Genomic DNA, 24,874 nt, shown 5'->3' on the forward strand with positions numbered 1-24,874 from the left:
TCGACCTGTCCGGGATCATCCGTCCTCGACGGAGGATTCGTGACGGAGGGCTCTATGGGGCGATTGCTCCGCTTCCCGGCTGCCCAGAGTGTTCTTTGCGAAGTACCTCTGCCAGCGCCACACGTGACGAGACGCGGAGCTTTCGGTACACGTTCGAGACGTGGTACGACACCGTCCGTGGGCTGAGGAACAGTCGCGCCGCGATGTCGCGGTCGGCGAGCCCGTCGGCAGCCAGGCGCGCGACCTTCGCTTCCTGTCGTGTCAGCCTGCCCATGGCGTCGTTGCGGGGGCCGGCATTCGACGAGGTGACACCGCACGCGTTGAGTCCGTCGCGGGTCCGGTCGACCCACGGGTAAGCACCAAGCTGTTCGAAGCGGTGCAGCGCCGCGTTCAGGACGGCGCGGGCCTCGACCCTTCGCCGCATTCGGCGCAGCCACTCGCCGTAGAGCAGCAGGGTCCGAGCATGGTCGAACGGGCGTTCGTCCTTGGTGTGGAAGGCGAGCGCGGCGGTCCACAGGGCCCCGGCTTCGTCGTCGTTCGCAGTGAGCGCCCGGCAGCGGTGGGCGACAGCCGCGACGGCGGGGTTGTGCGCGAGGCCTTCGGCCCAGGGCAGGTAGCGCGCGAGATGCTCGGCGGCAATTTCCGGGCGACGGGTACGCATGGCGGCTTCGATGCCGTCGGGGGCGAGCTGGAGATAGAGAAGACTGTGGAACTGACGTGTCCGGACGCCGACGTGGGACAGCACGGAGTCGTAGCGGCCCAGGCCGATGTCGAGCAGGCACATGGCCAGGACGCTGAACGCGGGCTCGTCGCGTTCACTGGCGGATGCCGCGCACAGTTCGGCGAGGCTGCGGCATTCCTGCTCGTCGCCGGCGAGGGCCGCGTGCAGGGCCAGGACTCCTCGGTTCCTGATGGCGCCCAGGTCGCTTCCGATGGCTTCGGCGACGGCGAGACCCTCGACGGCATCCGCTTTGGACCGGCGCAGGGCTCCGAGACCGAATCGGCCCAGTGCCACCCGGTGCAGGGCCTCGGGCAGCAGACCGGACATGCCGCCCCGGCGGCACTGCTCCAGCAACTGCACGGCCCGGGTCAGGGCCGGACGGGTCTCGGACACGATGAGGAGCAGCATGACGTCGCCGAGTTCGTCCATGAGGGAATCCGATCCGGCCAAGGACCGAGTTTTGTCCGTCAAGGCACGGACGAGCGGCCTGAGGGCGTCCATGTCGCCCAAGGCCAAGCGCGCGGCCTGCCCGCCGATCGTGAGTCGCCTGGCTGCCCTCGGCCCGAGGGCCGCGGTGAGCGCCTGCGACAACGGCTCGGCCGCCGTGACGATCACCGGGTCGGGTGCGAAGACCATCGCCCGGTGGACTCGGGCCATCAAATCCGCCGCCACGGCCGGATGGGTGTGTACCAGCGGTGCCGCGGCGTTCAGCAGGGTGTGGCAAGCGATTGCGTCCGACGTGCGTACCGACTCGATGTGCGAGCGCACGACGGCCACTCCCGCGGACACCGGGACGTCGGAAGAAAGTGCCGTGACGCGCGCCGCAAGGTCCTCGGCCTCGTCGATACGGCCGGTGACGAGCATGGCGCTTGCGGCGGAGGTCAAAAGCCGGACGCGCACGCCGTTGTCGAGGGTGAAGTCGGCCGCGCGCTTGTACGCCGTCGCACTTGTGGCGTAGGCACCGAGCTGCTGCGCCCGGTCCGCGGCGGCTTCGAGGGCTTCGGCGACGGCTTCGTCGGGGCCGGGGGCACCGGCTGCCAGGTGCCAGGCCTCGCGGTCCACGTCTCCGGCACGGTTCAGGGCGTGCGCAAGCGCCTGGTGGACGGCGAGCCTGTCGGCGAGTGACGCGTTCCGGTAGACGGCGCGGCGGATCAAGGAGTGCCTGAAGGTGACGACTCCGTCGTTCACGTCGACAAGCCCGGCACGTTCGGCGGGCTCGAGGTCGGCCAGCGACTGTCCCAGCTCGGCGGCGGCATCCGCGAGTACGGCCAAGTCTCCGACTTCATCGGCCGCGGCGGTCAGCAGGAGGGATCGGGTGGTGTCGGGCAGCTTGCGGATGCGGCCGCCGAACGCCAGCTCGATGCGCTCGGAGACGGAACCCGGTGCCAGGATGAGGTCGACGTCCGCGAGATCGTGCTCGCCGGAGTCCGTCACAAGCGTGCAGAGCTCCACCAGGGCGAGCGGGTTGCCTCTGGCTGCTGCGACTACGCGATCGCGCGTCGTCGGGTCCGAACGGGGGATCCTGCGTGCGGTCAAAGCGGCGGCGGCGGCACGTGCCAGGCCGCGAATGGTCAGCTCCGGCAGATCGGAACCCAGGAATGGGCGCCCCCGGTCCGCTACCGCAAACAGCATCACAACGCCTTCGGCACCGAGGTGTCGCGCGGCGAAGTGCAGGGCTGCGGCGGATTCCTCGTCCAGCCAGTCGGCGTCGTCGACGACGACGCAGAGCAGGGGGCTCGTGTCGGCCATACGCGAAATCAGAGTGAGGACGGCATAGCCAACCAGAAGGCGGTCTTCGGCCGTCTCGGTCGAAGCGTGTCCCTCCTTCGGGAGGCCGAGGGCGACACGGAGTGCGCGGGCCTGTTCCGGCGGCAACGCGTCGACTTCGTCAGCCATGCCGGCGAACAATATGTGCAGTGCTGCGTAGGGAAGTTCGACTTCGCTCTCCACCCCCGTGACGCGGACGACCCGGGCCGGGGCGCCGGCGCGGTGATCGCGGGCGGCGGCCACAGCCCAGTCCAGCAAGGTGGATTTGCCGATCCCTTCAGGGCCTCGCAGGATCACCGCGCGACTCGCTCCTCGACGGGCATCGTCGACAATCTCGCCGATGAAGGCGGCCTCCGTTTCACGGCCCAGGGGAGCTTCCGGACGTACCGTCGATGTCTGGCTGAGGTCTTGGTCCATGCGCTACCACCCGAAAGATTTGTTCCGTGCATCTACTGACTTCCGCCGCCGGAACGCGATGGGGAGCGGCAGGATCCCCGGCCGCACATTCCCGCCGGCGTCGGGGACGGTGGTCGGCTTGAGCCGGGAGTAGCCCTCGGTCCGGGCGGCTGCGCCGGCGCAGCACCACCGGACGTTCGGCCGGCCCTGGAATCGGGCAGCAAGGGACTGTTCCCACGGTTCGCTGACTGACGAATGAGCCGAGGCCGAGGACACGAAACCGAGGGTGCACCTCGGGACGGCACCGGCAATACACACGGCACGATGGCCTTTTCGGTCGGCGGCGATGCATCCATCTGCGCATACGCCCCTACCGATTCGCGCATCGCAGCCTCAGGCGTCCCGCAACGTCAGAGCGGAAACGGCACTGCGCGGGTCAGAGTTGGGTGGCCGAGTGGCGAAAGTCGGTCGGGCTTAGGTCGTAGCGAGCTCGGAAGGTGCGGGCGAACGCAGTCGGGCTTTCGATGCCGACCGAGCGGGCGATCGCCGCGACCGAGCGGTGGCTCTGCCTCGGGTCGCCGAGAACGCGCGCCGCCAGCTCCAACCGGGTCTCGCGGATGAACCGGGACGGACTCAGGCCCGCGTCGTGGAAGACCACCTCGACGTAACGCCGTGAGACCTCGAAGGCCCCGGCCAGCATCCGTGTCGACAGGTCCGGCTCGGCGATATGGCGGCGCACAAAGTCCTGCATCCGCAGGAGCTGCGCACGGTGCCCCAGCCCGGCACCGGCGTCAGCCGGGCGTCCGGTTTCTTCCAAGCGGAGTGTCGACACGATCAGTTCGGTCACCGTGTGGCCGATCTCGGTTTCCCAGCCGGACGGAAGCGACCCGGGCTCTTTGCCCAGCTCGCCGATCGCGGCCGTGAGCACCCGCAGCATGGTGTTCCGCGCACTGATCCGTCGGCCCAGCAGATCGCGTTCCATGCGGAACGTGCGGGTCAGATCCGATTGGGACACACTCACGACCACGTGATGGGCAAAGTTGTCGGCTGCCAGCCAGAACGGCTGTGTGCAGTCGAGCAGCACCGCGTCGCCGGTGGCCATCCTCGCGTGATGCTCCGCCTGCCACGACCGGGAGGGGTGCTGCGCGATCGACAGGTGGTAGAAGTCGTCGTTGCTGCGGCGGATGGCTCGTGATGTCCGAGCGACGCGGGCAGGGTCGGAGCCCACGTCGGTGATGCTGATCGATCCCAGGTCAAGCAGGTACGCCCAGCCGGTGTAGCCCGGGCGGGCAGCCACGGCACGATCGAAGGGGGCGGCATCCAGTTCGACGATGCAGTCGCGCAACATCGAACGCCACGTGTCTATGTCGGGGGCCGGCCCACCGACCTGCGGCGTACGCCCGGGTGTCAACAGCGGCTTGTGACGACTGGTGCGCTCGACGCGGCGGGCGTTGTCAACGCCGGTCATGTGGCGTCGGGGCAAGGGGGAATGACTCACAGCGGACACCTACTTCCTAGGCGATCCGAACAGGGGGAGCGCAATCGTAGGCCCACGCGTCGCACCCGGATCGAAAGGGCACGTGCTCCTGCGCGGAAGGGTTGGAGCCCGCTGCGGTTGTGGCCGGCGGTGTTCGACGGTCCACAAGAAGACGCAGCCGGCGTGGTCGGGGGGGAGCATCACAGGCCTGCCGACCGCACAGGTTTGACGTATTGGGCCGACGCGATGGTACTTGGTCGAGCGGGACGGCATCGTGGCCAGCGGAGGCACCGGAGGCACCCGCGACCCACGGAGTCCAGCCGCGGCAGGTCGTGTCGCCCCGGTGTCGAGCGAGAAGCGCATCTGCCATCTCAAGGTGTCGAGGAGCGCACATGCCCGCGGAAGGTGAGCCATACGCGCACGGCTGGTACAACGATGTCTACCTCGTCGATCACGGCACGATGGGACGAACAAGGTGGTCAGTGAACCGCGTCGCGCGCGTGGGCACAGATCCGTACGACCTGGCGGTACTGCCCCCTCGAGCAATGTATGACGCCGTACGGGGCCGGAGTCAGATGGCCTGGCTGCCATCGCTCATCTACGAGTGGGTCGAGGGTGGACGCCTCCACCAAGAGCTGACGTGGATGGGTTCGGCAGCCTCGGACGGGCCCGCCGGCGACCGCGCGATGGCCGATGTCGGCTTTGCCGAGTGCTGCGCGGATCTGCAGAACCTGAACACCGCGGAACTCGAAGCGCTCCAGACGTCGGCGATAGACCAGCTGCGCGACCCGGCACGTCAGCAGCGGCCGCTGGTCTTCGAGGGCCCGTCGACCTGGGAGGAGGCCCGGACAGCTCTCCTCCGGAGGCTTTTTGGAGAAGCGGATCGTCGGCTCCCCCTCGAACGCTACGGTGCACCCGCGTTCGACCAGCTGTGGCGGCTACTTCGCCCATTGTTGCCGTCCACGGCGACAGATGGTCCACCACGAATCGTCCACCTCGACGGCAAATACGAGAATCTGGTCATCGCCGCGCGGCACGTCGCGGTCATCGACTGGGACCTTGCCGCCGTGACACGTATGGCGCCGGAGTCTGCCGCTGTCGTGGACCTGGCGCGGATGCTCCACCTCACCGGGCGTAACCCCTTGCTGACGAGCCCGGATATCTGGCGCGCCACAGCCGAGCGCTGGGTGTCCGCCAATCCCGAAGCGGCCCCGGCCGTAAAAGCGTTCATCGCCACTCCAGGCTGGTCGGGCGGCAATCCAAGCGGACACTTGGCACAGGAGAGCCTGCTCAATCTTGCCGGCTCGGCAGTCTGCGACATCTTGCGCGCCAGTGAGGGCCGCTATCCGCCTGGGCCGGCCGTGCACTCGTTGACCCGGCTGCTGGACGTTGTGGGTCTGCCGATCCCCGAAGCCGAGCTGGTGGGCGCCGAGGTGGCGGCTCGTCGGGACAGCCCGATGGCCGCGTGGAACGTCCGTCACCCGGGTCCGCCCGCAGGACCTTTCAGCCGACACGACCGGGATGCCGGTTTCGCCGCAGCCCTCGCGGCGGTCGAACTCGCCACAGCCGCCTCCCGACACGCGCAGACGCGGGCGATGTGGGATGTAGCGGCCAGGGGGACCGTCTCGGCTCGTGAGCGGCTTGCCCGCGTCCAGTCGGCGGTAGCACGCATCGACCGTGTCGAGGATGCCCCCACGAACGTGCTTTGGCCGGACGACGCACACATGAGGCGGGCCCATCAGAACCGTCTGGCCGCGGACGCCCTCGGCCGCGTAGGCGATATTGCTTCCGCCGGGTGTGAATCATGGGCCACGGTGCCGGGGCTGCCAGATCTGTGGCGTACCCCGACCGCAGCTACAACGATGCAGCCTGCCGCACCGGAACTCGGCCCCGGCTTCCGGCCGACGGGAGATACCTGCCGCTACGTGACCGGTTCCAGCGGAACGGGGCACTCTGCGCGCGTGGATCCCGACAGGCAAGCCTCTTTCGCCAAGGAACTCTGACAGACGCGGACCATCGTCGAACGCCCGAGACGCGAGCGAACCGCACAGCGCCGGGCCCATCGTCGTGGCCGTGCCGGACGTCGACCTTGACACAGAGTGTCCTCGGCGCGGCGTGACCTGACACGAGGCCGGTGTCGTTCACATGCCGGTCGACACGCGCCCATACACGCCGACGTTGCTCCACTGCCAGGCGCGCCATGTCACGGTTCGGCGTGCTGTTTCGTCCCAAGGGACGGCACATGAAACGAAGGGAGCCGATGGACTTGTCGCCATCCCAGACGAACACCAAACCATTGAGTCCCCCGGTGCGGGGCGTACGCGGGTTGGCAGCCGTATTGGCTTCGATGTGCTGCGTTCAGCCCGAGTCCGAAGGGAGACGGCCTCGTGTACCGACCACGGACCACCGGCGGCCGCGGAGAAGATGCGAACCCGTGAAGGCAACATGCGGACCACGCCCTCGCGTTTTCGTCAGCTGCGTCGTCGGAGTTGTGAGACGGGTCGGCCATCCGCAGAGCGGAGGCCGGGCAAGGTGAGGAGAGGGTACCGATGGAAGATCTGCAAGCTATCGCCGACCGCATGGAGATCGAGGCGCTGCGAAGCGAGTTCACGGATGCGGCGATGATGAGCGACTACGACCGCTTCGGTTGGCTGTTCACCGAGGACGCGGTGTTCCGCATCCCTGACGCCGACATCGAGCATTCTGGTCGCCAGGCGATCCGTGCCGGGGCCGAGAGCCTTGCAGAAGCGTGGGAGTTCCTGGTGCAGACCACGCAGCAGGGCGTGACCCGCCTCGACGGAGACACCGCGTCGGGCCGCGCCTACGTTTGCGAGCTGGGGCGCCTGCGAGACGGCAGTTCGGTCTTCAACTATGCGCTGTTCCATGATCGTTACCGGCGCACCGCGGAGGGATGGAAGTTCTCCGAGCGGGTCTTCGAAGTCAAGTACTTCGACACGAGCCCGCTGCCCGGTTCGCCGCACGTCGTACGGGCATCCGGCCATACCGACTAGCGGGATGGCGAAGAGCTTCCCACCCGCCAGGCGACTGCTCATTGCCACGCATTGCGGCATGGGCGAGACCGAGAGGCTGCCAGGCGAGCACATCGGTGCTGCCACCTGAGCTACAAAGCCGCCGTTGAGGTGTCGTACCGCCTGCCTCGACCCCGGGTTCGCGCTGCTGCGCGCCGGCGAGCATGCGTGAGAGATGTTCAACCGCTTCCACGTTCAAGCAACTTGCCTGGGCGTTTCCACCACCGCCCGTGCCGCGCAGGCTGCGGCCTCCCCTTGTTGGAGCCATGTCGTGAACTTTGTACCGTCGACGGTCCCCATCCCCGGCTACGTGGTCGGCGCTTGGCAAGCCGAGTTGTCAAACTCCGAAGTCGCATTCTCGCTTCGCCAACTCGTGACCAAGTTGCGGGGCCGCTTCACCAGGTTCAACGCCACGATCGTCACGCGTGAGAACCCCGACGATTCGTCGGTTGCCGTAACGCTCGACCTGGCGTCCGTGGACACCGGCAACGCGAAGCGAGACGAACATCTCCGGTCCGCGGACTTCTTCGAAGTCGACCAGCACCCGTCGGTCACGTACAACTCGACCGGAGTCCGCCACACCGATGGCGGCTGGGTTGTCGACGGTGTACTGACGCTGCACGGTGTGGCCCGGCAGGTGCCTCTCACCGTCGTGGTGAACGGGTTCAGTGTGGATTCTGCCGGCACCTCTCGTGCGCGGTTTTCCGCGACCGCGGAGATCAAGCGATCGGAGTTCGGCATCGGCCGGTGGACCGGCGCCGTGGCCAGTGACAAGGTCACAATCGAACTTGAACTGGAGGCCGTCCTCCTTGAACGGAACGAAGGGGAATCGGCTGCCGGGTACCGCGGGTGAGCCCAGCACCATCGAGGTTCTCACCCGCCGCAAGGCAAGCAGCCAATCCTGAACGAGGGGCGGTCAGTCATACGGCGCGTCCCCTCCTCTATGGCTGCTCGCCCAGCGTTTCGGCGCCCGACGCGGTCGACCGGCGTGCCGCCGGGGGGGCAGCGCAGATTTCCCTGCCGTGTCGTGCGCGCCCCAACTTCCCGGGCGGGGTGGGGAGTCGACGGCGGTGGGTCAGTCGGTGGTTTCTCCGGCTGCCGGCTTCGGGCCGTCGAGGTTCGTGGTGCCCACCGGGGTGGCTGTGTAGAAGACGGAGGCCCCCTGCTTGGCGCGTTCGGCCAGGCTCTTGGCGACGAGGTTCTCCGCGGTCGTTCGCACGACCGTTGCCTTGATGCTGCGCGCGGGGTGAGCGGCAGCGAGCGCAGCGGTGATCTCGGCTGCGGAGCGAGGCTCGGCCTGTTCCGCAAGGTAAGCGCGGATGAGCTTGCCGAGAGTCGGCCCGGCGGCTTGTGTGGTCCTGCCCGGGGACTTCACTGTCGCAGGCTTGGCTTTCGCCGGGACGCCGTCGGGCGTCGGCTTCTTCGTGCGGCGGCGGGACGCGGTTTGTCGCGGCGTGGGGACTTCCGCCCGGCCTGGTGCTTCGGTGCTGACATGTATCCGATCAGCGTGGTCAAGGGCCTGCCGCACCCCTTCCAGCACGGCATGATCGCGCTGAAGACCGCGCAACTGCTCCTGCAGTAGCGCGAGTTCGTCATTGACGCGTTGCTGGTCCGTGGCGTTGCGTTCCAGGTCGGCTGCAACCTGCGCGGCGTATTGGGCTTTGAGGTCGGCGCTTTCCGGCTGCACGTGTGGCACGGGTCGTGGTCCTCCAAAGATTGGGCAGTACTGAGGGCGGATCGTACTGGGCCAACGATCGTGCAGGCGCGAATAGTGCCGCGGCCGGGACATATGCGGTGTCTGCACGTGGGTCGCGTCCCGTGATGTTCCCGCCGACAAGCGGAGGACACGGACCCAACCGCCCCGACCGGTTAGCTCCGCGCAACCTGCACCTATGCCGTGTACGAGTGTCGGACGGTAGCGCAGTTGACCTGGCAATGGGCACTCGGCACACGACGCGAGGCAAGACAATCTGGGCCGTGCAGGACTTGACCGCGCCGTGGTGAGAAGCGCGCGACGTAGGAGGGCGTCTCATTCATGACGAGTCACCTTTGATGGGCTAGTTCATCTCGGAGCACACCCCGACGAACACCTCGTGGCCTTGATAGTTCCGGTGTCGCGACTCAGGCGTGACGTGTAGTCAAGGCGAATTGGGTCGGCCAACCACTGGGCAATCAAACCTCATGAAGTGCCCAGTTGACCACGCAGCCCCCATCGGGCGGTGATCGACGAACTGACGAACAGCGCCAGGGCCGCGATGAGGAGGGACAGCCGCAGCCCGTGCAGGAAGTCCCCCGCAACCAGGGTCCCGAACAGGGCGACGCCGACGGCGCCGCCTACCTGCCGCGCGGTATTGAGCCCGGCGGAGGCTACGCCCGCGTACTCGGGTTCAATGGCTTCGAGCACGGCGCTGGACATCGCCGGCACGGCTGTCCCGCCGCCGATGCCGGCGGCAACGGTTGCCGCCCAGATCGCCCAGTCGTTCTCGTTCGGCCCGGTCAGCAGCAGTCCCAGCAGGCCCAAGGCGAAGAGGGACTGGCCGGCCATCATCGGGATGCGAGGTCCCCAACGGGCGGTCAGCCGGCCACCCGTGATGTTGGAGGCCGTCGCCGCGATGCTCATCGGAAGGAAGATCAGGCCGGTCTTCAGCGCGGAGTAGCCGTGTTCGTTTTGCATGAACAGGCTCAGCAGGAACACGATGCCGTAGTAGGCGAAGTTTTGGACGAACCCGGCCACATTGGCGCAGGAGTACATCCGATGGCTGAACAGTCGCGGGGGCAGGATCGGCTCCGGCGCCCGCCGCTCCCACCACACGAAGCCGGCGCCCGCCACCGCGGACAACACGAACGACGCGACCACACCGGCGGACCCCCATCCCATGGTGCCGCCCTCGATCAGGCCGAACACCAGTCCGCCCAACGCGGCGATCACCAGGATCTGGCCCGGCGGGTCCACCCGCCGTCCCCGCCCGAGCCGGGTGCCCTGTGCCCGCAGCGTCGCGGCCAGGCCGATCCCGCCTATTACCAAGTTCACCAGGAACAGCGACCGCCAACCCAGCCAGACCAGCAGCAGCCCGCCCAGCACGGGCCCGGCCGCGACCGCTCCCCCGCCGGCCGCCGCCCACACCCCCACCGCACGGGTGCGCCCCGCCCCATCAGGATATGCATGGCGAATCATCGCCAAAGACGCCGGCAGTTGCACGGCCGCGCCCAACCCCTGCGCGAAGCGTGCCGCAATCAGCATCCCTGGGCAGACGGCCAGACCACACACCAGCGACGCCGCTACGAACAGCCCTAGGCCGCCGATGAAGGCACGCCGTGCCCCCAGCCGGTCGCCAAGCGCCCCTCCGATGAGCTGCAGGGCAGCGAAGGTGAGGGTGTAGCCGTCGACGACCCACTGCAACTGCGACAGCCCGGCACCGAGTTCGTCACCCAGCGTCGGCAGCGCGACGTTCACGATCGTGGCGTCCAGACTGACCATCAGGAAGCCGAAGGAGGCCGCGAACAACGTCCATCGGGCCGACGCGGTGACCGCGATCGGAGGATCGGACGGAGGCAATACGGCGAGGTCTTTGGCAGTCACCGCGCCAGCGTGCTGCGCGCGATGATGCCGTAGCAATCCGCCAGAGTGGACCAGGTAGGGCCACCCAACTGCCACCAACGAGCGGAGGAGGACCAGGATGGTGACGCGGAACCAACGGGCGCTCGAACTAGGGACGTTCCTGCGCTCCCGCCGCGTGGGACTCGATCCGCGCGCGGTCGGACTGTCCAGCGTCGGTCTGCGGCGCACCGCTGGTCTGCGCCGGGCGGAACTCGCCGGCCTGGCCAGCATCAGCACGGGTTACTACCAGCGCCTTGAGCAGGGCCGCGTCCCGAATCCTTCGGCAGGCGTCCTGAATGCGCTGGCCGCCGTCCTGCGCCTGACGTCGGCAGAATGCGACCACTTGTTCGCCTTGGCCGGCCAGACCCGCCGGCAGCCCGAACCCGAGACGTCGGCCTCAGGTGCACGAAGCATGCTGCGTCTGCTCACCCCGCCGACCGCGGCGTACATCATCGACAGCCACAGCGACGTCCTTGCGTGGAACAGCTCCGCTGCGGCGCTCTTCAGTCACCTCGTCCCCGGCGCCCGCCGCCCCAACAACGTCCGTTACGTCTTCACCCACCCCGAAGCGCCGCGGCTGTTCGTCGAGTGGTCCGACATCGCCGCCGACTGCGTCGCGCACCTTCGCGCCGCCACCGGGCACCGCCCCGACGATCTCAAGCTGACCCGATTGGTCGCCCAAATGAGCGATGTCAGCCCGGACTTCCGCCGCCTTTGGGGGGCACGCGAGTTGCGCCACAAGGTAGAGGGCCGCAAGGTGCTGGACCACGCCGAGGCCGGCCGTATGACGCTGGACTACGCCGTCCTGGCCGCCCCCACCGCCCCTGGCCAGCGGCTCGTGGCCTACACCGCGCCCCACGGCACCGCCTCCTACGACGCGCTGCTCGCTCTCGACAAGCCGGACCCGGTTCCGGCCCGTTCCGCATCCGTCCTCAACCTTTGACTCGGCTTCAACTCCCTGGGGGATCAGCCGTGACGTCGAGAACGTCCTCGGGCGCGCCCCCGCACTTTCACCGACGGGGGGTCAACGCACCATCACCGTCTTCCGGTGAAACAGCACCTGCGCTACCGGCTCGACTGAGGCTCCCCGGGGGCTTGCCCCGGGGAACCGGATCCGCGCTGTCCCTCACACCGCTGCAGATCGCCCAAATCAAGGCGCCGGCCCAACTTTGCACCCGACGGCGCCGTCTTGCGAGGTGAGGGCACGCCCGGCCGCCAGTGCACTCGGCGATGCACGTGCTGCGCCACACAACTTCGTCAGCTGACTGCGAAGGCCTGGATCGTCGGTGTGGACCTGGAGCCGTTGAACAGCAGAACCCGGTCTCCCAGCACATATGCGAGGCCTGCGGGGTCAACAGTCACGTCTTCTCCGTGCAGCGTGTGGATAGTCGACAGGTTGCCGTCGGCTGCAGACATGCGCAGCACCTCCGCGTCCGTGCCGTGGTCTTCGCCCACCAGGACAAGGACCCCTTCGTCGTCAGCCGAAAGCGGCAGGGGGTAGCCGACCACGCCCGTTGACTTGGTCCACATCCGCCTTCCGGTGGTCAGGTCGTACGCGCCGACGCTGCGAACGTCGTCCGCCGACCCGATGGCGGCATACAAGACGTTCCCGTGGACGACGACTGCACCGCAGTAGCGGTTGAGTCCGTCGAGGAGGTTGCTCTGCTCGACGGTGATGCCGTCGTCGCCGCCCGGGAGTTGCGTGCGGGGTGCGAGTGCGTCGTCGAAGACGATGATGCGGCCTTTGCGGTCTCCGCCCGAACCGGCGGGCCTGAATTGGTCGAACACGATGATGGGCGACGCGGACAGAAGATTGGGCCAGCTGTCCGGGCCGTCGGCGAGGGCGGCTTGGCGGCGAAGGGCTCCGGTTGTGGGATCGAGGGACGCAACCGCCCCAACGTAGTTGGCCGCGTCGTCGGCACGTTGGAGCGTGAGCGCGACGCTCTGCGGGGACGCCAGGACGTCGTGGACGTCCCAGTGGTCGTCGAGGGCCCCTGTCGGCGGCGACTGCCAAGTCCACAGCGGAGAACCGGTGCGCAAGTCGTATGCGAACACGAATGACCCGGCGCCGATCACCGCTTCTGTCTCGTTGGCGGAGAGAGCCATCTCCCACGGCGCGCCGACCCCCTCCAGCTGTTGGGTCCACAAGACGGTGCCTTCGGCCAGGTCCACCGCCGAGACGCTGTCGCAGTCCCCGGACGCGCCCGCCCATCCGACCAAGCCGATCCCGCCGGCCGGTTTGGCCATCGAGTTGCAGATGGTCTTGAGAGTGGAAGGCAGTGCGACCTCCCCGTTGACCGCGCCTGTAGCCGGGTCGTACATGGTGACCCCGGATGCACGCACGACGAACACCTTGGAATTGCCGGCCCAGCCGCCTCGTACGGCGTCTGATGCCGCACCGGTTCCGGCGCCGCCGACGGTCCATGCTTGTGCGAGGCTGATGGTTGCCGGGCTGCTAACCCCCGGCGCTACACCCGAAGTTGGGCGAGCGGCTGATCCGGTTGGTGATGCCTTCGGGTGCTTGGTGTCCGAACCGGAGAAGGCGAACCACGCCCCCAGGCCCGCGACGACGGCCAGGGTGACCACAATGGCCATGACCGCCGGCGCCTTACGCCGTGTCCTGGAGGGCGGCGGACCAGCCGGCCGAGGCGGGTATGCCGATTGTGCACCAGTCCACGGACGGGACCCACCAGTCCCGTGCTCCGAAGACGGGCCGCCCCGGGAGGGATCAGGCGAAGGCGGGGGCCAGGATGCAGTCATTTGTCACTCTCGTTCCTACACGCGGAATAAGACTGATGCGCATGTCCATCCCCCCTGCGGACCATCGATCACTGTCGGGCAGAACCACCGCAGCATGTTGCCCTCATGCGCATGCCTCCTGTGCTTTTCTGCATGACCGGTCATCCCTTGTTGCTGGGCGGCGAGAAAGTTCCGGCGAGGGCCGCTGCCGCCGGGCGACGACCCGTTACGCGGGCCGCTAATGGCGAACCAGAACCCGCGAGAGTGGACCGGCTACCGGCTGCACACCGACCGAAACCACAGGGGAACCGCCCAGTGTGCACGGGGCACCGTGGAGCATCCCACGCCGCGCAAGGACGACCCGTTCTCCTTGCTGCCGCCGCACTCGTCGAAAGAGCAATCCCCGCGCCGATGGGGCCTACCTGGCCTCGTACTTCGACCCGCCCTAACCAGAAGAGCAATCCCCACACACACGAGGCCGACGGCGCCCGAAGGGCAACCTCACTGCCCCACGACGCCACTCCAGAGACCGGGCGCTGGCCGCGGGGCCCCAGGTGTCTGTACCTGTGTCGAGGCTGCATGCCCACTCTACGACGAAGATCAACCGGGCCTACGCCGAACTGGCCGAGCACTACGGCACCTTGGTCGACCGCCCCGCGCGTTGAAACCGACCCGGAGTCGAGCGGCAGATGCCCTACATCCGCGACTCCTTCCGGCGCGGCCGGGAGTCTGCGGACCGCGAACTGGTGTGCTCGGTCCGCTTCTCAGGGTCTCGCATGCGGCCGCGCACCGGATCATGGCCCGGCCCAGCCCGTACCTCGCTCTCGATCCGCGGCGCGCCGAGCCGCGGGCGGACGGGGTGGTGATCGTGGACGGGACGCTGGTGCGCACCCGCGACCGCACCGCCGCAGCGTCCTCGAAGAACTACCGCTTCTCCGCTCCGGCGAGCGTCACGGACGGTTGGGAAGCGCCGCCAACCAGACGTCCAAACGCCGGAGGAACTCGTCGAAATCCTCGCGGAATGCCGAATGGCCACGGCCGGTGAAGACGTCGACGGTCAGGCCTCGAGCGCGCAGATCCTCCGCGTGGTCGGGGGTGATGAAGTCGCTGGGGTCCGAGGCGAGGACCAGAGACGGCATACCGGCCCGTTCCGGCGAGTAGTCGTAGGCGCCGCCGGGCACCAAGCCGGGAATTACCGCCGGGTCTGCCCGCCACATCGACTCCCACCGCAGCCGGATGTCGATCTCCGGCCAGCTCGTGCCAAGGCGGGCCTTGAGTTCCCCCATGTCGGTCCATTCGAGCCACGAGTACCAGATCTTGCTGAACTCGTCCGCGGTGGCCGCCTCGAGCCGCCACGCCGGGTCGAGGTAGACCGCGGTGCGGGGCGCGAGGAGTTCCGCGGACATGCCCAGCACAAGCCCGCCAAGCGAGTGCCCGATCGCCAGGTCGGCGTGTTTGGGCAGTGTGTCGACGAGGTCCATCGCCCAGTCGAAGGGCGAGTACCTGCCGCGCGGACTCTCCCCGTGTCCGCGGAGGTCGGGGGCCAGGACGTGGTAGCCGCGGTCGGCGAGAGCCGGCCCCAGTCGGTGCCACGTATGGGAGTCACTGAAGAGTCCGTGCACGAGCAGGGCGTGCCGGGTGCCGGTGCCCCATTCCCTAACCCGCAGTTTCATATTTCTCCGTAGTGATCGTTTCGCACGCCGGTCGGGCCTCGACGCCCCCACTGTCGTAACCCCTGGGACGGTGATCAACCTTGAGGTTCCGCCGGGCGAAAGGCATGCCAGGACATGGCGTTCATCCTCCGGTGCCCGGGGCGTGGTGTCTGTGAGTACGGTCGGCCGTGCATGTTCGCCAGAACACAATCGCATCGGCCTGTTCGCGCGGCACGTGCTGCCGACCCAGGTCTCTTCGCACCGATGTCGACTGCCTGCCAGGGGGTCGGCAGTCGACATGCTCGGTCGGCAGCACGGCGACGAACTCCCGCGGAGGAGCAACCTCCATCCCACAATGCGTCCCCCAAGGGGAGAAGCGCTTACAGATACCTTCCAGGACGCGCGGAACCCGCGAGCCATGCGTCCCCTTCGCGGTAGAGCTGGTCGATCTCGGCGCCGCGCAGTCCGGGCAGTCCTTGGTGCACCCGATATCCGGCCTGCTCCTGGAGGTAGGCCAAATGCCGGTAGCCGACCGGGAACCGGTCCAGGATGGCGGGGTCCAATCGCAGTTCGGCCAGCGGATCCACGGTGTCGAGGCGGTCACGGTCGTAGGCGGGCTGCCGGCGTACGAGGCCCCACTTGCCGTCTCGGTGTTCCAGGAAATCGTAGAAGCGGCCGACGCAGGTGACGTCGACCAGCACGGCATCGATCTCGCCGCGCTGCTGGATCGACATGCGGGTGTGCGCGATCGCGCGCGAGCCGTTGGACCGACATGTGAATCCGCCGAGCGCGTGGAGGATTTCCACACCGGCGTCGAAGCCGGCGCGGCTCGCCTCCACGAAGTCCTCCGCAGGTCCCTGGAACCACGTTGCGGTCATCCACGCGCCGGAGTGCCAGACTCCGCGAAACGCCTCCCAGTCCGCGGAATCCCGGTACAGCACCCAGCTTTCGATCAGGTCCCGGATCTGCGCGTGATCCTCGCGTTCGCGGGCCGAGGCCGCGACCAGCCCACCGGTCGGTTCGGTGACCACACCGTCTCCTTGCCTTCGATTCCGTCCGATTGAGGCCGTCTCCGCGGGTTCCGGCCGTCGCCGAGTTCCGGCGCTCCCCATGCTGGGAGACAATCGGGCCGGTCGCCCGCGTCCGCTACCGCCGGGCGGAAGCGGCACCCGTCGGAGCCGAGCCGTCGACGGGCAGTCGGCGCGCGATGCCGAGCGCCGCCGCGCGCACCGCAGGCGTGTATCGGCGCAGGTCCGTCGCAGACCGGACCACGATCGCGAGCGCCGCCCGAAGGCTTCCGCCCGGGCCCAGCACCGGCGCCGCCACCGAGACCGCCCCCAGCGTCATCTCCTCCAACGAATACGCCACATGCTCCGAACGCACGCGGGCCAGCCCGCCGACCAGGCGGCCCGCCGCGGTGATCGTGTGGGGGGTGTACCTGCGCAGCCCCTCCTCAACGACACTGTGGGTCAGTTCGGGTTCGGACCAGGCCAGGATGACCTTGCCCACCCCTGTCGCGTGGAGCGGCAGCCGGCCGCCGACCTCGGTGACGGTTCCCACCGACCGAGGGCCCGAAAGGCTCTCCAGAATCAGTGCTTGCGCGCCGTCCCGCACGGCGAGTTGCACGTTCTCGTGGGTCGCCTCGTACAGGTCCTGCATGAACGGCAGCGCACCCGTGCGCAGGTCCCGTCGACGGGGTGCGAGCGAGCCGACTTCCCACAGGCGCAGCCCGACGTGGTACCGGCCGTCCGGCAGGCGCTCCAGCGCGCCCCAGGCGACGAGCTCCGCGATGATTCGGTGCGCGGTGGCCATCGGCAGGCCGGCGCCGTCGGCAACCTCGGTCAGCGACAGGGACGGTGCCTCGGCGGTGAAGGCCTCGAGTACGGCGAAGACGCGGTTGAGCGTGGTCCGTCCTGCGTCACGTGTGTTGCCTCCCACGGCGTCCCTCCGATTGCGGCTCATCGCGACGGCCCCGATCCGGGTATCGCCCAGGCCGCGGCCTCGTCGTCCACCGGGTGGAAGCACACCATGGCTCCGGCGGAGGTGATCCCGCAAGATCGTTGCAGCATCCGTCGGTCGCCGGATCATCGGACGGCCTGAGGAGGGAAGAACCCGATGTCGGCACGCCACGCAGTACGCAGCGACGCGCAGCCACAATCCGGGCGGCGGTGGCGGGTAGGTGTGTACACCGTCTGCACCCCGCATCTGTCCCCGGCCGAGGTCGTGGAACAGGTCGCGCACTCGCCCGTACTGGCCGGCGTCGAGTGGCGTGTCACCGACGAACGGTGGTCGGGGCCGCCGGACGAACCGGTGTCTTTCCTCGGCCGCAACGCTGCAACCCTGACCGCATGTGAGGACGCCGCGGACGAAGCCGCGCGGCTCGCGGGCGCGGCAGGGGTGGCAACGATCGCCTGGAATCCGTATCTCCGGGTGGGAGACCTCGACGGCGTCGAACGGCATGCCTCCCTCGCGGCGCGGGCGCGAGCGGGCGGGCTGCGGCTGCGGGCCGCGGAGTACATGTCCGGCGAGCCCGTGGACCAAGTCCTGCGCGACTCGCGCCGGTTCGTCGCGAGAGCCGGCGAAATCTGCGCGCGGCACGGCGTCCGGGTCCTGGTGGAGATGCATCAGCGCACCGTCTGCGCGAGCGCGTCCGCCGCGCGCCGACTGGTCGACGGATTGCCCCCGGAACAGGTCGGCGTGATCTACGACATCGGGAACACCGTGATCGAGGGATACGAAGACCCTCGCGTCGCGACGGCGGCCCTCGGGCCGCACCTCGCCCACGTCCATCTCAAGAACGCGGCGTGGGAACGCACCTCCGCGGGCGCATGGCGCTCGCGATGGGTCCCCCTTGACGAAGGACAGGTCGATGCCCCCGCCTTCCTCGACCACTTGGACAACATCGGCTACGCCGGATGGGTCTCCCTGGAGGACCTGAGCACGCACCGGCCCCCCGCGCAGACACTCCGCCACAACGAGGCGCTGCTGACGGCCTGGCTCACACACAGCACCGTCACGCCGCCCGACGCCCAGCGTTCCGACACCCCCGGCAGGAGCACATGAACTTCTCGGTCCCGTCCCGCACCGACCGTGGTGCCCGCGGTCCGCAGCCGCCGACCGGCCGCGTCGCCCTCGTCACCGGAGGCGGTGGCGCACTCGGCACGGCCGTCTCCCACCGACTGGCCGACGACGGGCACCACGTGGTCGTCGCCGACCTGGACCTTCCCGCGGCGGTGCGCACCGCCGAGGACATCGACGCGAGGCTCGGCCCGGGATCGGCGTCGGCGCAGCAGGCCGACGTGGGAGACCCGGACTCGGTCACCGCGCTCGTGCGCGACATCGCCGCGCGCACCGGGCGGATCGACATGCTGATCAACAATGCGGCCGTGCAGCGGCGCGGTGGCTTGGACGAACTGGACGTCGAGGACTGGGACCTCGTCATGGCGGTCAACGTACGCGGCCCATTCCTCCTGGCCAAAGCGATCCGTCCGCTGTGGGAGCGGCAGGGTGGTGGCAGTGTCGTCAATGTGTCCTCGCGCGTGTGGGTCGCGGGCGGGCCACCCGCCTACACGACATCGAAGGCGGCCGTGGTGGGGCTCACCCGGTCACTCGCGCGCGAACTCGGCCCGATCGGAGTGGTCGCCAACGCCGTTGCCCCGGGATTCCTGGCGACCCCGTTCACCGTCGCCGGACGCGGTTCTGACGAAGTGGATGCGCTCATCGAGGGGCAGGCATCGCTGTCCCCCCTGGGCCGGGTCGGCACCGTGGGCGAAGTCGCCGACGCGATCGCCTTCCTGGTGTCCGACCGGGCGACCTTCATCAGCGGCGAAGTGCTGCACGTGTGCGGCGGCGGACAGCTCGCGCCCGTCGCGCCGTGAACCGGATGCCCGGGGTTCCACCCGGCGGAAGCCGGGCGTGGGCGGTGGCAAGGAGCTTCGACAAGGCTGCTGATGCACGAACACGTGGGAGGGCGGCCGTCCGGTCGCTGCAAGGCGAAAGGGAGCATCGTGAGTGAACTGCACGTCGAGGAATGGGGATCGGGGAACCGCGACGCGGTGCTCGTCCACGGGCTTTCGGCCGACTCGTCGTCTTGGTGGCGGATCGGGCCGGCGCTCGCCGACCGGGGGTTCCACGTACGGGCAGTCGACCTGCGCGGCCACGGCCTGAGCCCTCGGGGCGCGTACAGCCGCGACGCGTGGGCCGACGACCTGGTGGCCGCGGTGCCGCCGGAGCCCGCGCTGGCAGTGGGCCATTCGCTCGGTGCCGTGGTGCTGTCGCTGGCCGTCGAACGCCTCCGACCGAGTCGCGCGATCTACCTCGACCCGCCGTGGAAGCCCGCAGCGGGCAGCACCTACGGCGAGGGCATGCCCATGTTCGTCGCGTTGAAGGACTGGTCCCTCGACGACATCGCCAAGGCGCATCCGTTGTGGGATCCGCAGGCGTGGAACCACCGCCAGGAGGCGCTGCGCCGATGGGACCCGGAAACCACGGCGATGCACGACCTGGAACGCACCACGTGGCCAGAGCGGGCGGCAGTGCCGTCACTGGTCCTCGCCGCGGACCCGAGCCCCTTGGTGACCGAGGCTCGCGCTGACCGGCTGGTGCGCGCCGGCTTCGAAGTCGTCACCGTCGAACGCGCGGGCCATTGGATACACGAGGACGATCCCGACACCGTCCTCGCGCTGCTCGACCGGCACTGAGCACCGCCGCACCGCGCACAGGGGGTTGCCATGGTCACCCGGCGCTCGACGCGGACCGTGTGCGCCCGTTTTGCCTACCTGAAGTGGATGCCCCGGGAGTGGGTGCCGAGCACGCCGTTTCGGCGCTTCTCGGCCCGAGCACTTGTGGGTAGAACCAACACTTACTATGTTGGCACCACCAACACTGATACTTCGCTTCTTGCCGCGAAGACCGATCAGTGACCCCGGCGTTCCCAGACGGCCGACACCAGTCGCAGCCGACTTCAGACCTTCTGCCAAGGGGATCTACGTGCCATCTCTCCCCCACTTCGTGCGAGTACGCGTGCGTACCACGTTCGTCATCTGCGCTGTTATCGGCGCACTCTTCGCCGCCCTCGTCAGCACATCACTCGCGCCGACCGAGGCTGCGGCCAACGCGAACGCGGACATGGCGAAGTATCTCGGATACTGGAACTACGACCAGCCGAACGAACTGACGCTCAACAACGTCTCGGTCTTGGCCTGCCCGGACGGGACCGGGGCGTGCGACCGTGCGTTGCCGCTGCCGTTGCGGGTACCTCAAGTTGGTTGGGAGCTCTTCACACCAGGCCCCAATGGCACGGTCAACGGGACGAGCGATCAGGGCTGCACCTGGAACTTCAAGGTCACGCGGACCGGCCTGGAACTGTCTTCCACCACCCAGCAGTGCTTCAACCCGGCTGTTGGGTCATGGGGCAACCTCACGAAGTGGAACGTACAGGTCAAGGGCAATCGAGAGACCGAGCAGATCACCGCCATCAGCCACCAGCCCGACGGCGTTGATCTCATCGGCACTATGAAGACCGGCTCCCGTACCAAGGTGGTGCCGGGCCGGGACGGCGGGAAGTTCATCCACGGCTTCGTCGGCGACTACACCCGTACTCCCGCGGACATGCACTCTCTTGTCAACGTGGCCGTCACCGACCAGGGCATGGCTTACCCGGCACAGGACGCACTTCACATCACCGCCGACCGCGCGGCCAAGGGTCGGATCAACGCGCACACTGCGGACGGCTGCAACTGGTCGTTCAGCGTGCGCGGCAACACCGCCGAGCTCGACCCCGCCACACAAACCTGCCACACCGAAACCGGCGATCTGACCCTCCTCTACTGGGCGATGGCCACCGACGACGGCCGGCACATCAACGACTTCCTGCATGGCACCATCACCAGGCCCGGGATGCCGACCAGCAACGTCTACCTGTACAGCGGCCTGCTTGCGCGCTGACCTGCCATACCGACGAGACCGGCAGCGCGTGTGAGGTACCAGCGGTTGGCGCCGGAGACGACACAGGACAGGTCGTCACCGGCGTCGCCTGCTGCCGGCATCACCGCGATCGCGCAACTGGCAACACCGACGGTCGCACTCCTTCGGGTGAAGGCCAAGGCCCAAGCCCGACGCGCTGATCCGCCGGACGCGATCGGCTCCCGTTCGGCCCTGTTGGCCGTAGAGGAGGCTGAACGGGGCGCAGACCAGCGCTGTCGTTGCCGGCGAAGGAGAGCGGCTCAGCACCGCATTCGCGATGTCGATGCGGATTCGGTCCGGTCATACTGGAGTCAACGCATAAAGTCTCCGCCAATTCCGGAGCGGTTCATCCAGCGGAGTTGTCCCGGTGCCGGCGTGAGCATAATCGACCCGGCCGTAAAAGCCACAGTCCACTGATCCGGTCACCCTCGGGGATTCCGGAAACAGGAGAGCCGTGGCGCAGGATTGTCCTCTCCTGCGCCACGGCTCATGTGGGGGCGTCCGATTGCTAGCCGATCTGGGCTATCTTCTCCACCTGCTTCTTCAGCAGCGTCTCGTCAGCCGGGGCAGCAGCCCCGTCGGCGGACGTGGTGACCATGGTCTCCACGGTATTGCCCGCACGGACCGCGGTGACGGACATATGCACGCTGTCGCTGCCGTCAGAGATATTCGCCGCGAACGCCACCGACTGGTCGCCGAGCTTCGGTGCTGCCGCAGTGGTCACGGTGAGGCTGATGGAGCCGCCATCCGCATCCTTTCCCGTGATGAGCGGGCACTCGTCGAGGGCCGACTGGGCGTCGGCCAGGACCTTCTCGGCATTCTTGAAGGATGTCAGTCGCACCGTCATGGCGACCGCCGAGGCGTCGTTCGTAAAGCCCGCCTCAGCCTTGCCGTCGGGCTGGACGGCGCCGCTGAGGGGGCTGAACAGGCCGACCACCGGCATGCATTCCTCCTTGAGCAGCGTCATCTTCGCATCGCCGCCGACACCCTCCGGGTCGGCTGCCCAACTCCCCCCGAGATCCGCGGGCAGCAGCATGGCCTTCTGCAACTGCTCGTTGCTGGCAGCCTTCCCGGTCCCGCCGCCACCACTCGGGTTGTCGGCACGCGACGAACTCGATATGGGTCCAGAGTTCTTGGCATCGTCACCCTTGCTGTCACTGCACGCTGCAGTGAATGTCAGGGCCGGAACGACGGCGACGGCAAACACGATCGAACGAAGCGTTGGCACACCATTTCCTTAACTATCCATTTTGACCACAGCGAACGTGGTTGTTCTTCCAGTGTTCCGCAGCACTTGAAGGGCACGAATCAGCAGAGTTACCGGTTTAGAGTTCTGCCCGACGCCGAACTCCTCGCCCTGCGGAACGGCAGGGTGAGCACTCACGCCGAAAGGGTCGAGCGGGTACGCGAGAGCCAGCGCAAGCGGTAGCAGTACCTGCGGACGAACGGCGCGCCAATCTGCATCCGACGATCGATTCCGCGAAAAGGGACGGCGGGGGCGGGTCGCAAGTGCGTCGGTGTGGCCGCCAAGCCCGGAGAAGCCTCGTAGTCAGGTTCTGTCCACGTCCCCATGGACGTCACGCCCGGGTCAACTGGCCCGAAGTGTGGGCGGATCCTCGCGCCTACACTGTGGTGGCATATGTGTCGATGCCTACGGTAGAGACGCCCACGAACGATGTTTCGGGGCCAGTGCCTGCACTCCTGGCATCGAACACTTCGGACTTGACCAAGTAGACAGCCGGTTGCCGGCGGCGTCGGTGCTCGGCCGAGCGCCTTTGCGGCCAGTGGCCGGCGCGTGAGGAAATCATGGCTGACGCTGCCGAGTTCGCGGATCGGCTCCGGCACGTCTATTGGATCGGCGGCGGGCCTGGGGCGGGCAAGTCGACGGTCGCGCGGCGGCTCGCGGATCGGTACGGCTGGCGGCTGTACGCGACCGACGACGCGATGGCGGATCACGCGCGCCGGAGCACGCCCGAGGATGCCCCCTTCCTGCACCGGTTCATGGCGATGGGCATGGACGAGCGGTGGGTGGACCGGACCCCCGCAACCATGCTCGACACCTTTCACTGGTTTCGCGGCGAGGGCTTCGGGCTGATCGTCGACGACCTGCTTCGGCTGCCGCGGGAGCCGTGCGTGGTCGTCGAAGGGTTCCGGCTGCTTCCCCGTCTCGTGCGACCTCTGCTGGCCGCGCCCGAGCATGCGGTGTGGCTGCTCCCCACGCCCGAGTTCCGGGAGGCGGCCTTGCGGAGCAGAGCGCTTCCGAGTGACGGGTTTGTCGGGAAGACCAGTGATCCGGCACGAGCGGCGCACAATCTCGCCGTTCGCGATCGGTTGTTCACGGAGCACCTTCGTGAGGAGACCCAGCGTCTCCACCTGCAAGCCCTCCAGGTCGACAGCGCGACGGCCGAAGACGCTCTCACCGAGAGCATCGCGGCGGCGTTCCGGCTCTGAGGGCGTGGAATCCGCAACAACCGCTGCCGCGGCCAAGAGGCTCTTCGGCAGGGAACACCCGCGCAGGCCTTCCGACTCACCCGTCGGCGGCTTCGCCCCGTGCGTAGCTTTGGAACCAGTGGACGTCGAAGTGCCGTGCGGTCGAGAACGGGTGCTGCCGGTCGGTCAGCATGCGGTAGACGAACTCGGCGGTCGATCCGTCGTACTGCTCCCATGAGTCGGGGATGTCCTCCGACATCACGATGGGCCACTTGTCCGGGTCGGGGCCGTCGGTGAGCCAGTAGAACCGGTCCGCCTGCTCGGACGCCGCCCATGGCAGCAGCCCGCCGGGAGCGGGGAACAGCGAGTGCGGCTCCCACTGCCCGTTACCGTGCGTTCGCGCGAAGGCGGCGAGCGACTCGCTCTGCCGGACAAGATCCGCGTGCGCGAACGAGGCATCCGGGACGGACAGTTCCAAGTAGCCGTCGAAGGCGCCGTGCCCGAAGATCTCGGCCAGTTGCTTGTAGTCGCCGGGCAGTGCCGTTCCCAGCCGACGCTCGACAGCCGCCCAGTCGACAGAACGAGGCCCGCGGCAGGGCTCCCAGCCTGTGACGGCAACGACGCGCTCCACCCAGGACGCGTCCTCGGGCACGCCGCCCGCTGCCGGGTCGGGCCTTGCGGCGACGACCACGACCGGATGCAGGCCGTCGCCGGTGCTCGTCGTGCCGCTTCCGACCCACCTGCCGGCGTATGCCCACGCCGCCATCTCGACCAGTTCCTCGCCGAACGGCGCGAGCAGCGGCCGCCCGTACGCCCCGGTCGCGGCCGAATCGACCTGCCCGTGCGCGACGAGGCCGCGTGGCGGCCCGAACCAGTCGCCGAGTTTCGCGGTCAGTGCGGCATAGGCGATGTCACCGGACGCGGACAGGCATACGTGACCCGCCTGGTGCCCGTCCCGTCGGCACTCCAACGGGCCTGTCGCGTCGTGCCAGACCAACCGCTGGACGATGGCGAGCAGTTCTTCTTCATCCACTTCTTCATCCATGGCAGCAGTGAAACGTACGTCTCCGACCTCGCCGCGCCCCACTGCCGTTCCCGGCA

Annotated in this window: 19 protein-coding genes; 9 read left to right on the top strand and 10 right to left on the bottom strand. The window is 68.3% G+C overall.

Translation table 11 applies throughout. From position 1 onward, the window contains the following. Positions 1-52: 52 nt before the first annotated feature. Together ACPA54_RS30685 and ACPA54_RS30690 are read right to left on the bottom strand one after the other, a co-directional pair. A complete protein-coding gene (locus ACPA54_RS30685; RefSeq protein WP_423534666.1) occupies positions 53-2,905 on the bottom strand; it encodes an AAA family ATPase in 2,853 nt (950 codons plus the stop codon). A 415-nt stretch (positions 2,906-3,320) separates the two neighbouring features. Next, complete coding sequence (locus ACPA54_RS30690) at positions 3,321-4,352, bottom strand: helix-turn-helix domain-containing protein (protein ID WP_423534667.1); 1,032 nt, start codon at positions 4,350-4,352, stop codon at positions 3,321-3,323. 401 nt (positions 4,353-4,753) lie between these two features. On the opposite strand from ACPA54_RS30690, the gene ACPA54_RS30695 reads away from it, so the two are divergent. From ACPA54_RS30695 to ACPA54_RS30705, 3 genes are all read left to right on the top strand, one after another. Then, entirely contained in the window at positions 4,754-6,364 is a 1,611-nt protein-coding gene (locus ACPA54_RS30695) for a phosphotransferase (RefSeq protein ID WP_423534668.1), read from the top strand. 546 nt (positions 6,365-6,910) lie between these two features. Beyond that, positions 6,911-7,372 (top strand): YybH family protein, encoded by a 462-nt coding sequence (locus ACPA54_RS30700; RefSeq protein WP_423534669.1) that lies wholly within the window; start codon positions 6,911-6,913, stop codon positions 7,370-7,372. 193 nt (positions 7,373-7,565) lie between these two features. Further along, the gene (locus ACPA54_RS30705; protein ID WP_423534670.1) at positions 7,566-8,243 is read left to right on the top strand and encodes a YceI family protein; all 678 of its coding nucleotides are present in this window, start codon (positions 7,566-7,568) and stop codon (positions 8,241-8,243) included. 222 nt (positions 8,244-8,465) lie between these two features. On the opposite strand, the gene ACPA54_RS30710 is transcribed toward ACPA54_RS30705, so the two are convergent. Both ACPA54_RS30710 and ACPA54_RS30715 read right to left on the bottom strand, forming a co-directional pair. Beyond that, the gene (locus ACPA54_RS30710; RefSeq protein WP_423534671.1) at positions 8,466-9,086 is read right to left on the bottom strand and encodes a hypothetical protein; all 621 of its coding nucleotides are present in this window, start codon (positions 9,084-9,086) and stop codon (positions 8,466-8,468) included. 483 nt (positions 9,087-9,569) lie between these two features. Further along, positions 9,570-10,970, bottom strand: a complete 1,401-nt coding sequence (locus ACPA54_RS30715; RefSeq protein ID WP_423534672.1) for an MFS transporter — start codon at positions 10,968-10,970, stop codon at positions 9,570-9,572. A gap of 97 nt (positions 10,971-11,067) precedes the next feature. Between ACPA54_RS30715 and ACPA54_RS30720 the strand changes: the two genes are divergently transcribed. Beyond that, positions 11,068-11,931: a helix-turn-helix transcriptional regulator gene (locus ACPA54_RS30720; protein ID WP_423534673.1), complete on the top strand. Its 864-nt coding sequence runs from the start codon at positions 11,068-11,070 to the stop codon at positions 11,929-11,931. Between the two features lie 314 nt (positions 11,932-12,245). On the opposite strand, the gene ACPA54_RS30725 is transcribed toward ACPA54_RS30720, so the two are convergent. From ACPA54_RS30725 to ACPA54_RS30740, 4 genes are all read right to left on the bottom strand, one after another. Continuing rightward, complete coding sequence (locus ACPA54_RS30725; RefSeq protein ID WP_423534674.1) at positions 12,246-13,583, bottom strand: outer membrane protein assembly factor BamB family protein; 1,338 nt, start codon at positions 13,581-13,583, stop codon at positions 12,246-12,248. Between the two features lie 1,094 nt (positions 13,584-14,677). After that, positions 14,678-15,400, bottom strand: coding sequence for an alpha/beta fold hydrolase (locus ACPA54_RS30730; protein WP_423534675.1), 723 nt, complete (start codon positions 15,398-15,400; stop codon positions 14,678-14,680). A gap of 359 nt (positions 15,401-15,759) precedes the next feature. Then, the gene (locus ACPA54_RS30735) at positions 15,760-16,410 is read right to left on the bottom strand and encodes a nuclear transport factor 2 family protein (protein ID WP_423534676.1); all 651 of its coding nucleotides are present in this window, start codon (positions 16,408-16,410) and stop codon (positions 15,760-15,762) included. A gap of 115 nt (positions 16,411-16,525) precedes the next feature. Next, the gene (locus tag ACPA54_RS30740) at positions 16,526-17,317 is read right to left on the bottom strand and encodes an IclR family transcriptional regulator (protein ID WP_423534677.1); all 792 of its coding nucleotides are present in this window, start codon (positions 17,315-17,317) and stop codon (positions 16,526-16,528) included. A gap of 177 nt (positions 17,318-17,494) precedes the next feature. Between ACPA54_RS30740 and ACPA54_RS30745 the strand changes: the two genes are divergently transcribed. The 4 genes from ACPA54_RS30745 (at position 17,495) to ACPA54_RS30760 (ending at position 21,325) form a co-directional block, all read left to right on the top strand. Continuing rightward, entirely contained in the window at positions 17,495-18,442 is a 948-nt protein-coding gene (locus tag ACPA54_RS30745; RefSeq protein ID WP_423534678.1) for a sugar phosphate isomerase/epimerase family protein, read from the top strand. After that, complete coding sequence (locus ACPA54_RS30750; protein WP_423534679.1) at positions 18,439-19,257, top strand: SDR family NAD(P)-dependent oxidoreductase; 819 nt, start codon at positions 18,439-18,441, stop codon at positions 19,255-19,257. Before ACPA54_RS30745 ends, ACPA54_RS30750 begins: the two co-directional genes overlap by 4 nt. A gap of 129 nt (positions 19,258-19,386) precedes the next feature. After that, a complete protein-coding gene (locus ACPA54_RS30755) occupies positions 19,387-20,079 on the top strand; it encodes an alpha/beta fold hydrolase (RefSeq protein ID WP_423534680.1) in 693 nt (230 codons plus the stop codon). Between the two features lie 322 nt (positions 20,080-20,401). Beyond that, a complete protein-coding gene (locus ACPA54_RS30760) occupies positions 20,402-21,325 on the top strand; it encodes a hypothetical protein (RefSeq protein ID WP_423534681.1) in 924 nt (307 codons plus the stop codon). 526 nt (positions 21,326-21,851) lie between these two features. Here the strand turns inward: ACPA54_RS30760 and ACPA54_RS30765 are convergent. Beyond that, the gene (locus ACPA54_RS30765) at positions 21,852-22,571 is read right to left on the bottom strand and encodes a hypothetical protein (RefSeq protein WP_423534682.1); all 720 of its coding nucleotides are present in this window, start codon (positions 22,569-22,571) and stop codon (positions 21,852-21,854) included. A 578-nt stretch (positions 22,572-23,149) separates the two neighbouring features. Between ACPA54_RS30765 and ACPA54_RS30770 the strand changes: the two genes are divergently transcribed. Next, positions 23,150-23,794 carry a hypothetical protein gene (locus ACPA54_RS30770; RefSeq protein WP_423534683.1) on the top strand — a complete coding sequence of 215 codons (645 nt, stop codon included), beginning with the start codon at positions 23,150-23,152 and terminating at the stop codon, positions 23,792-23,794. 76 nt (positions 23,795-23,870) lie between these two features. On the opposite strand, the gene ACPA54_RS30775 is transcribed toward ACPA54_RS30770, so the two are convergent. Further along, complete coding sequence (locus tag ACPA54_RS30775; protein ID WP_423534684.1) at positions 23,871-24,818, bottom strand: SMI1/KNR4 family protein; 948 nt, start codon at positions 24,816-24,818, stop codon at positions 23,871-23,873. Between the last annotated feature and the right edge of the window lie 56 nt (positions 24,819-24,874).

The sequence above is a fragment of the Uniformispora flossi genome, from assembly GCF_049534875.1.
Lineage (GTDB): Bacteria > Actinomycetota > Actinomycetes > Streptomycetales > Streptomycetaceae > Yinghuangia > Yinghuangia aomiensis.

Bases quoted from the DNA above. Each gene is read 5' to 3' on its own strand.
- ACPA54_RS30775 (WP_423534684.1), bottom strand. From the start codon at position 24,818: ATGGATGAAGAAGTGGATGAAGAAGAACTGCTCGCCATCGTCCAGCGG.
- ACPA54_RS30745 (WP_423534678.1), top strand. From the start codon at position 17,495: ATGTCGGCACGCCACGCAGTACGCAGCGACGCGCAGCCACAATCCGGG.
- ACPA54_RS30750 (WP_423534679.1), top strand. From the start codon at position 18,439: ATGAACTTCTCGGTCCCGTCCCGCACCGACCGTGGTGCCCGCGGTCCG.
- ACPA54_RS30700 (WP_423534669.1), top strand. From the start codon at position 6,911: ATGGAAGATCTGCAAGCTATCGCCGACCGCATGGAGATCGAGGCGCTG.
- ACPA54_RS30695 (WP_423534668.1), top strand. From the start codon at position 4,754: ATGCCCGCGGAAGGTGAGCCATACGCGCACGGCTGGTACAACGATGTC.
- ACPA54_RS30770 (WP_423534683.1), top strand. From the start codon at position 23,150: ATGGCTGACGCTGCCGAGTTCGCGGATCGGCTCCGGCACGTCTATTGG.
- ACPA54_RS30685 (WP_423534666.1), bottom strand. From the start codon at position 2,905: ATGGACCAAGACCTCAGCCAGACATCGACGGTACGTCCGGAAGCTCCC.
- ACPA54_RS30690 (WP_423534667.1), bottom strand. From the start codon at position 4,352: ATGACCGGCGTTGACAACGCCCGCCGCGTCGAGCGCACCAGTCGTCAC.
- ACPA54_RS30705 (WP_423534670.1), top strand. From the start codon at position 7,566: ATGTTCAACCGCTTCCACGTTCAAGCAACTTGCCTGGGCGTTTCCACC.
- ACPA54_RS30720 (WP_423534673.1), top strand. From the start codon at position 11,068: ATGGTGACGCGGAACCAACGGGCGCTCGAACTAGGGACGTTCCTGCGC.
- ACPA54_RS30730 (WP_423534675.1), bottom strand. From the start codon at position 15,400: ATGAAACTGCGGGTTAGGGAATGGGGCACCGGCACCCGGCACGCCCTG.
- ACPA54_RS30725 (WP_423534674.1), bottom strand. From the start codon at position 13,583: ATGGCCATTGTGGTCACCCTGGCCGTCGTCGCGGGCCTGGGGGCGTGG.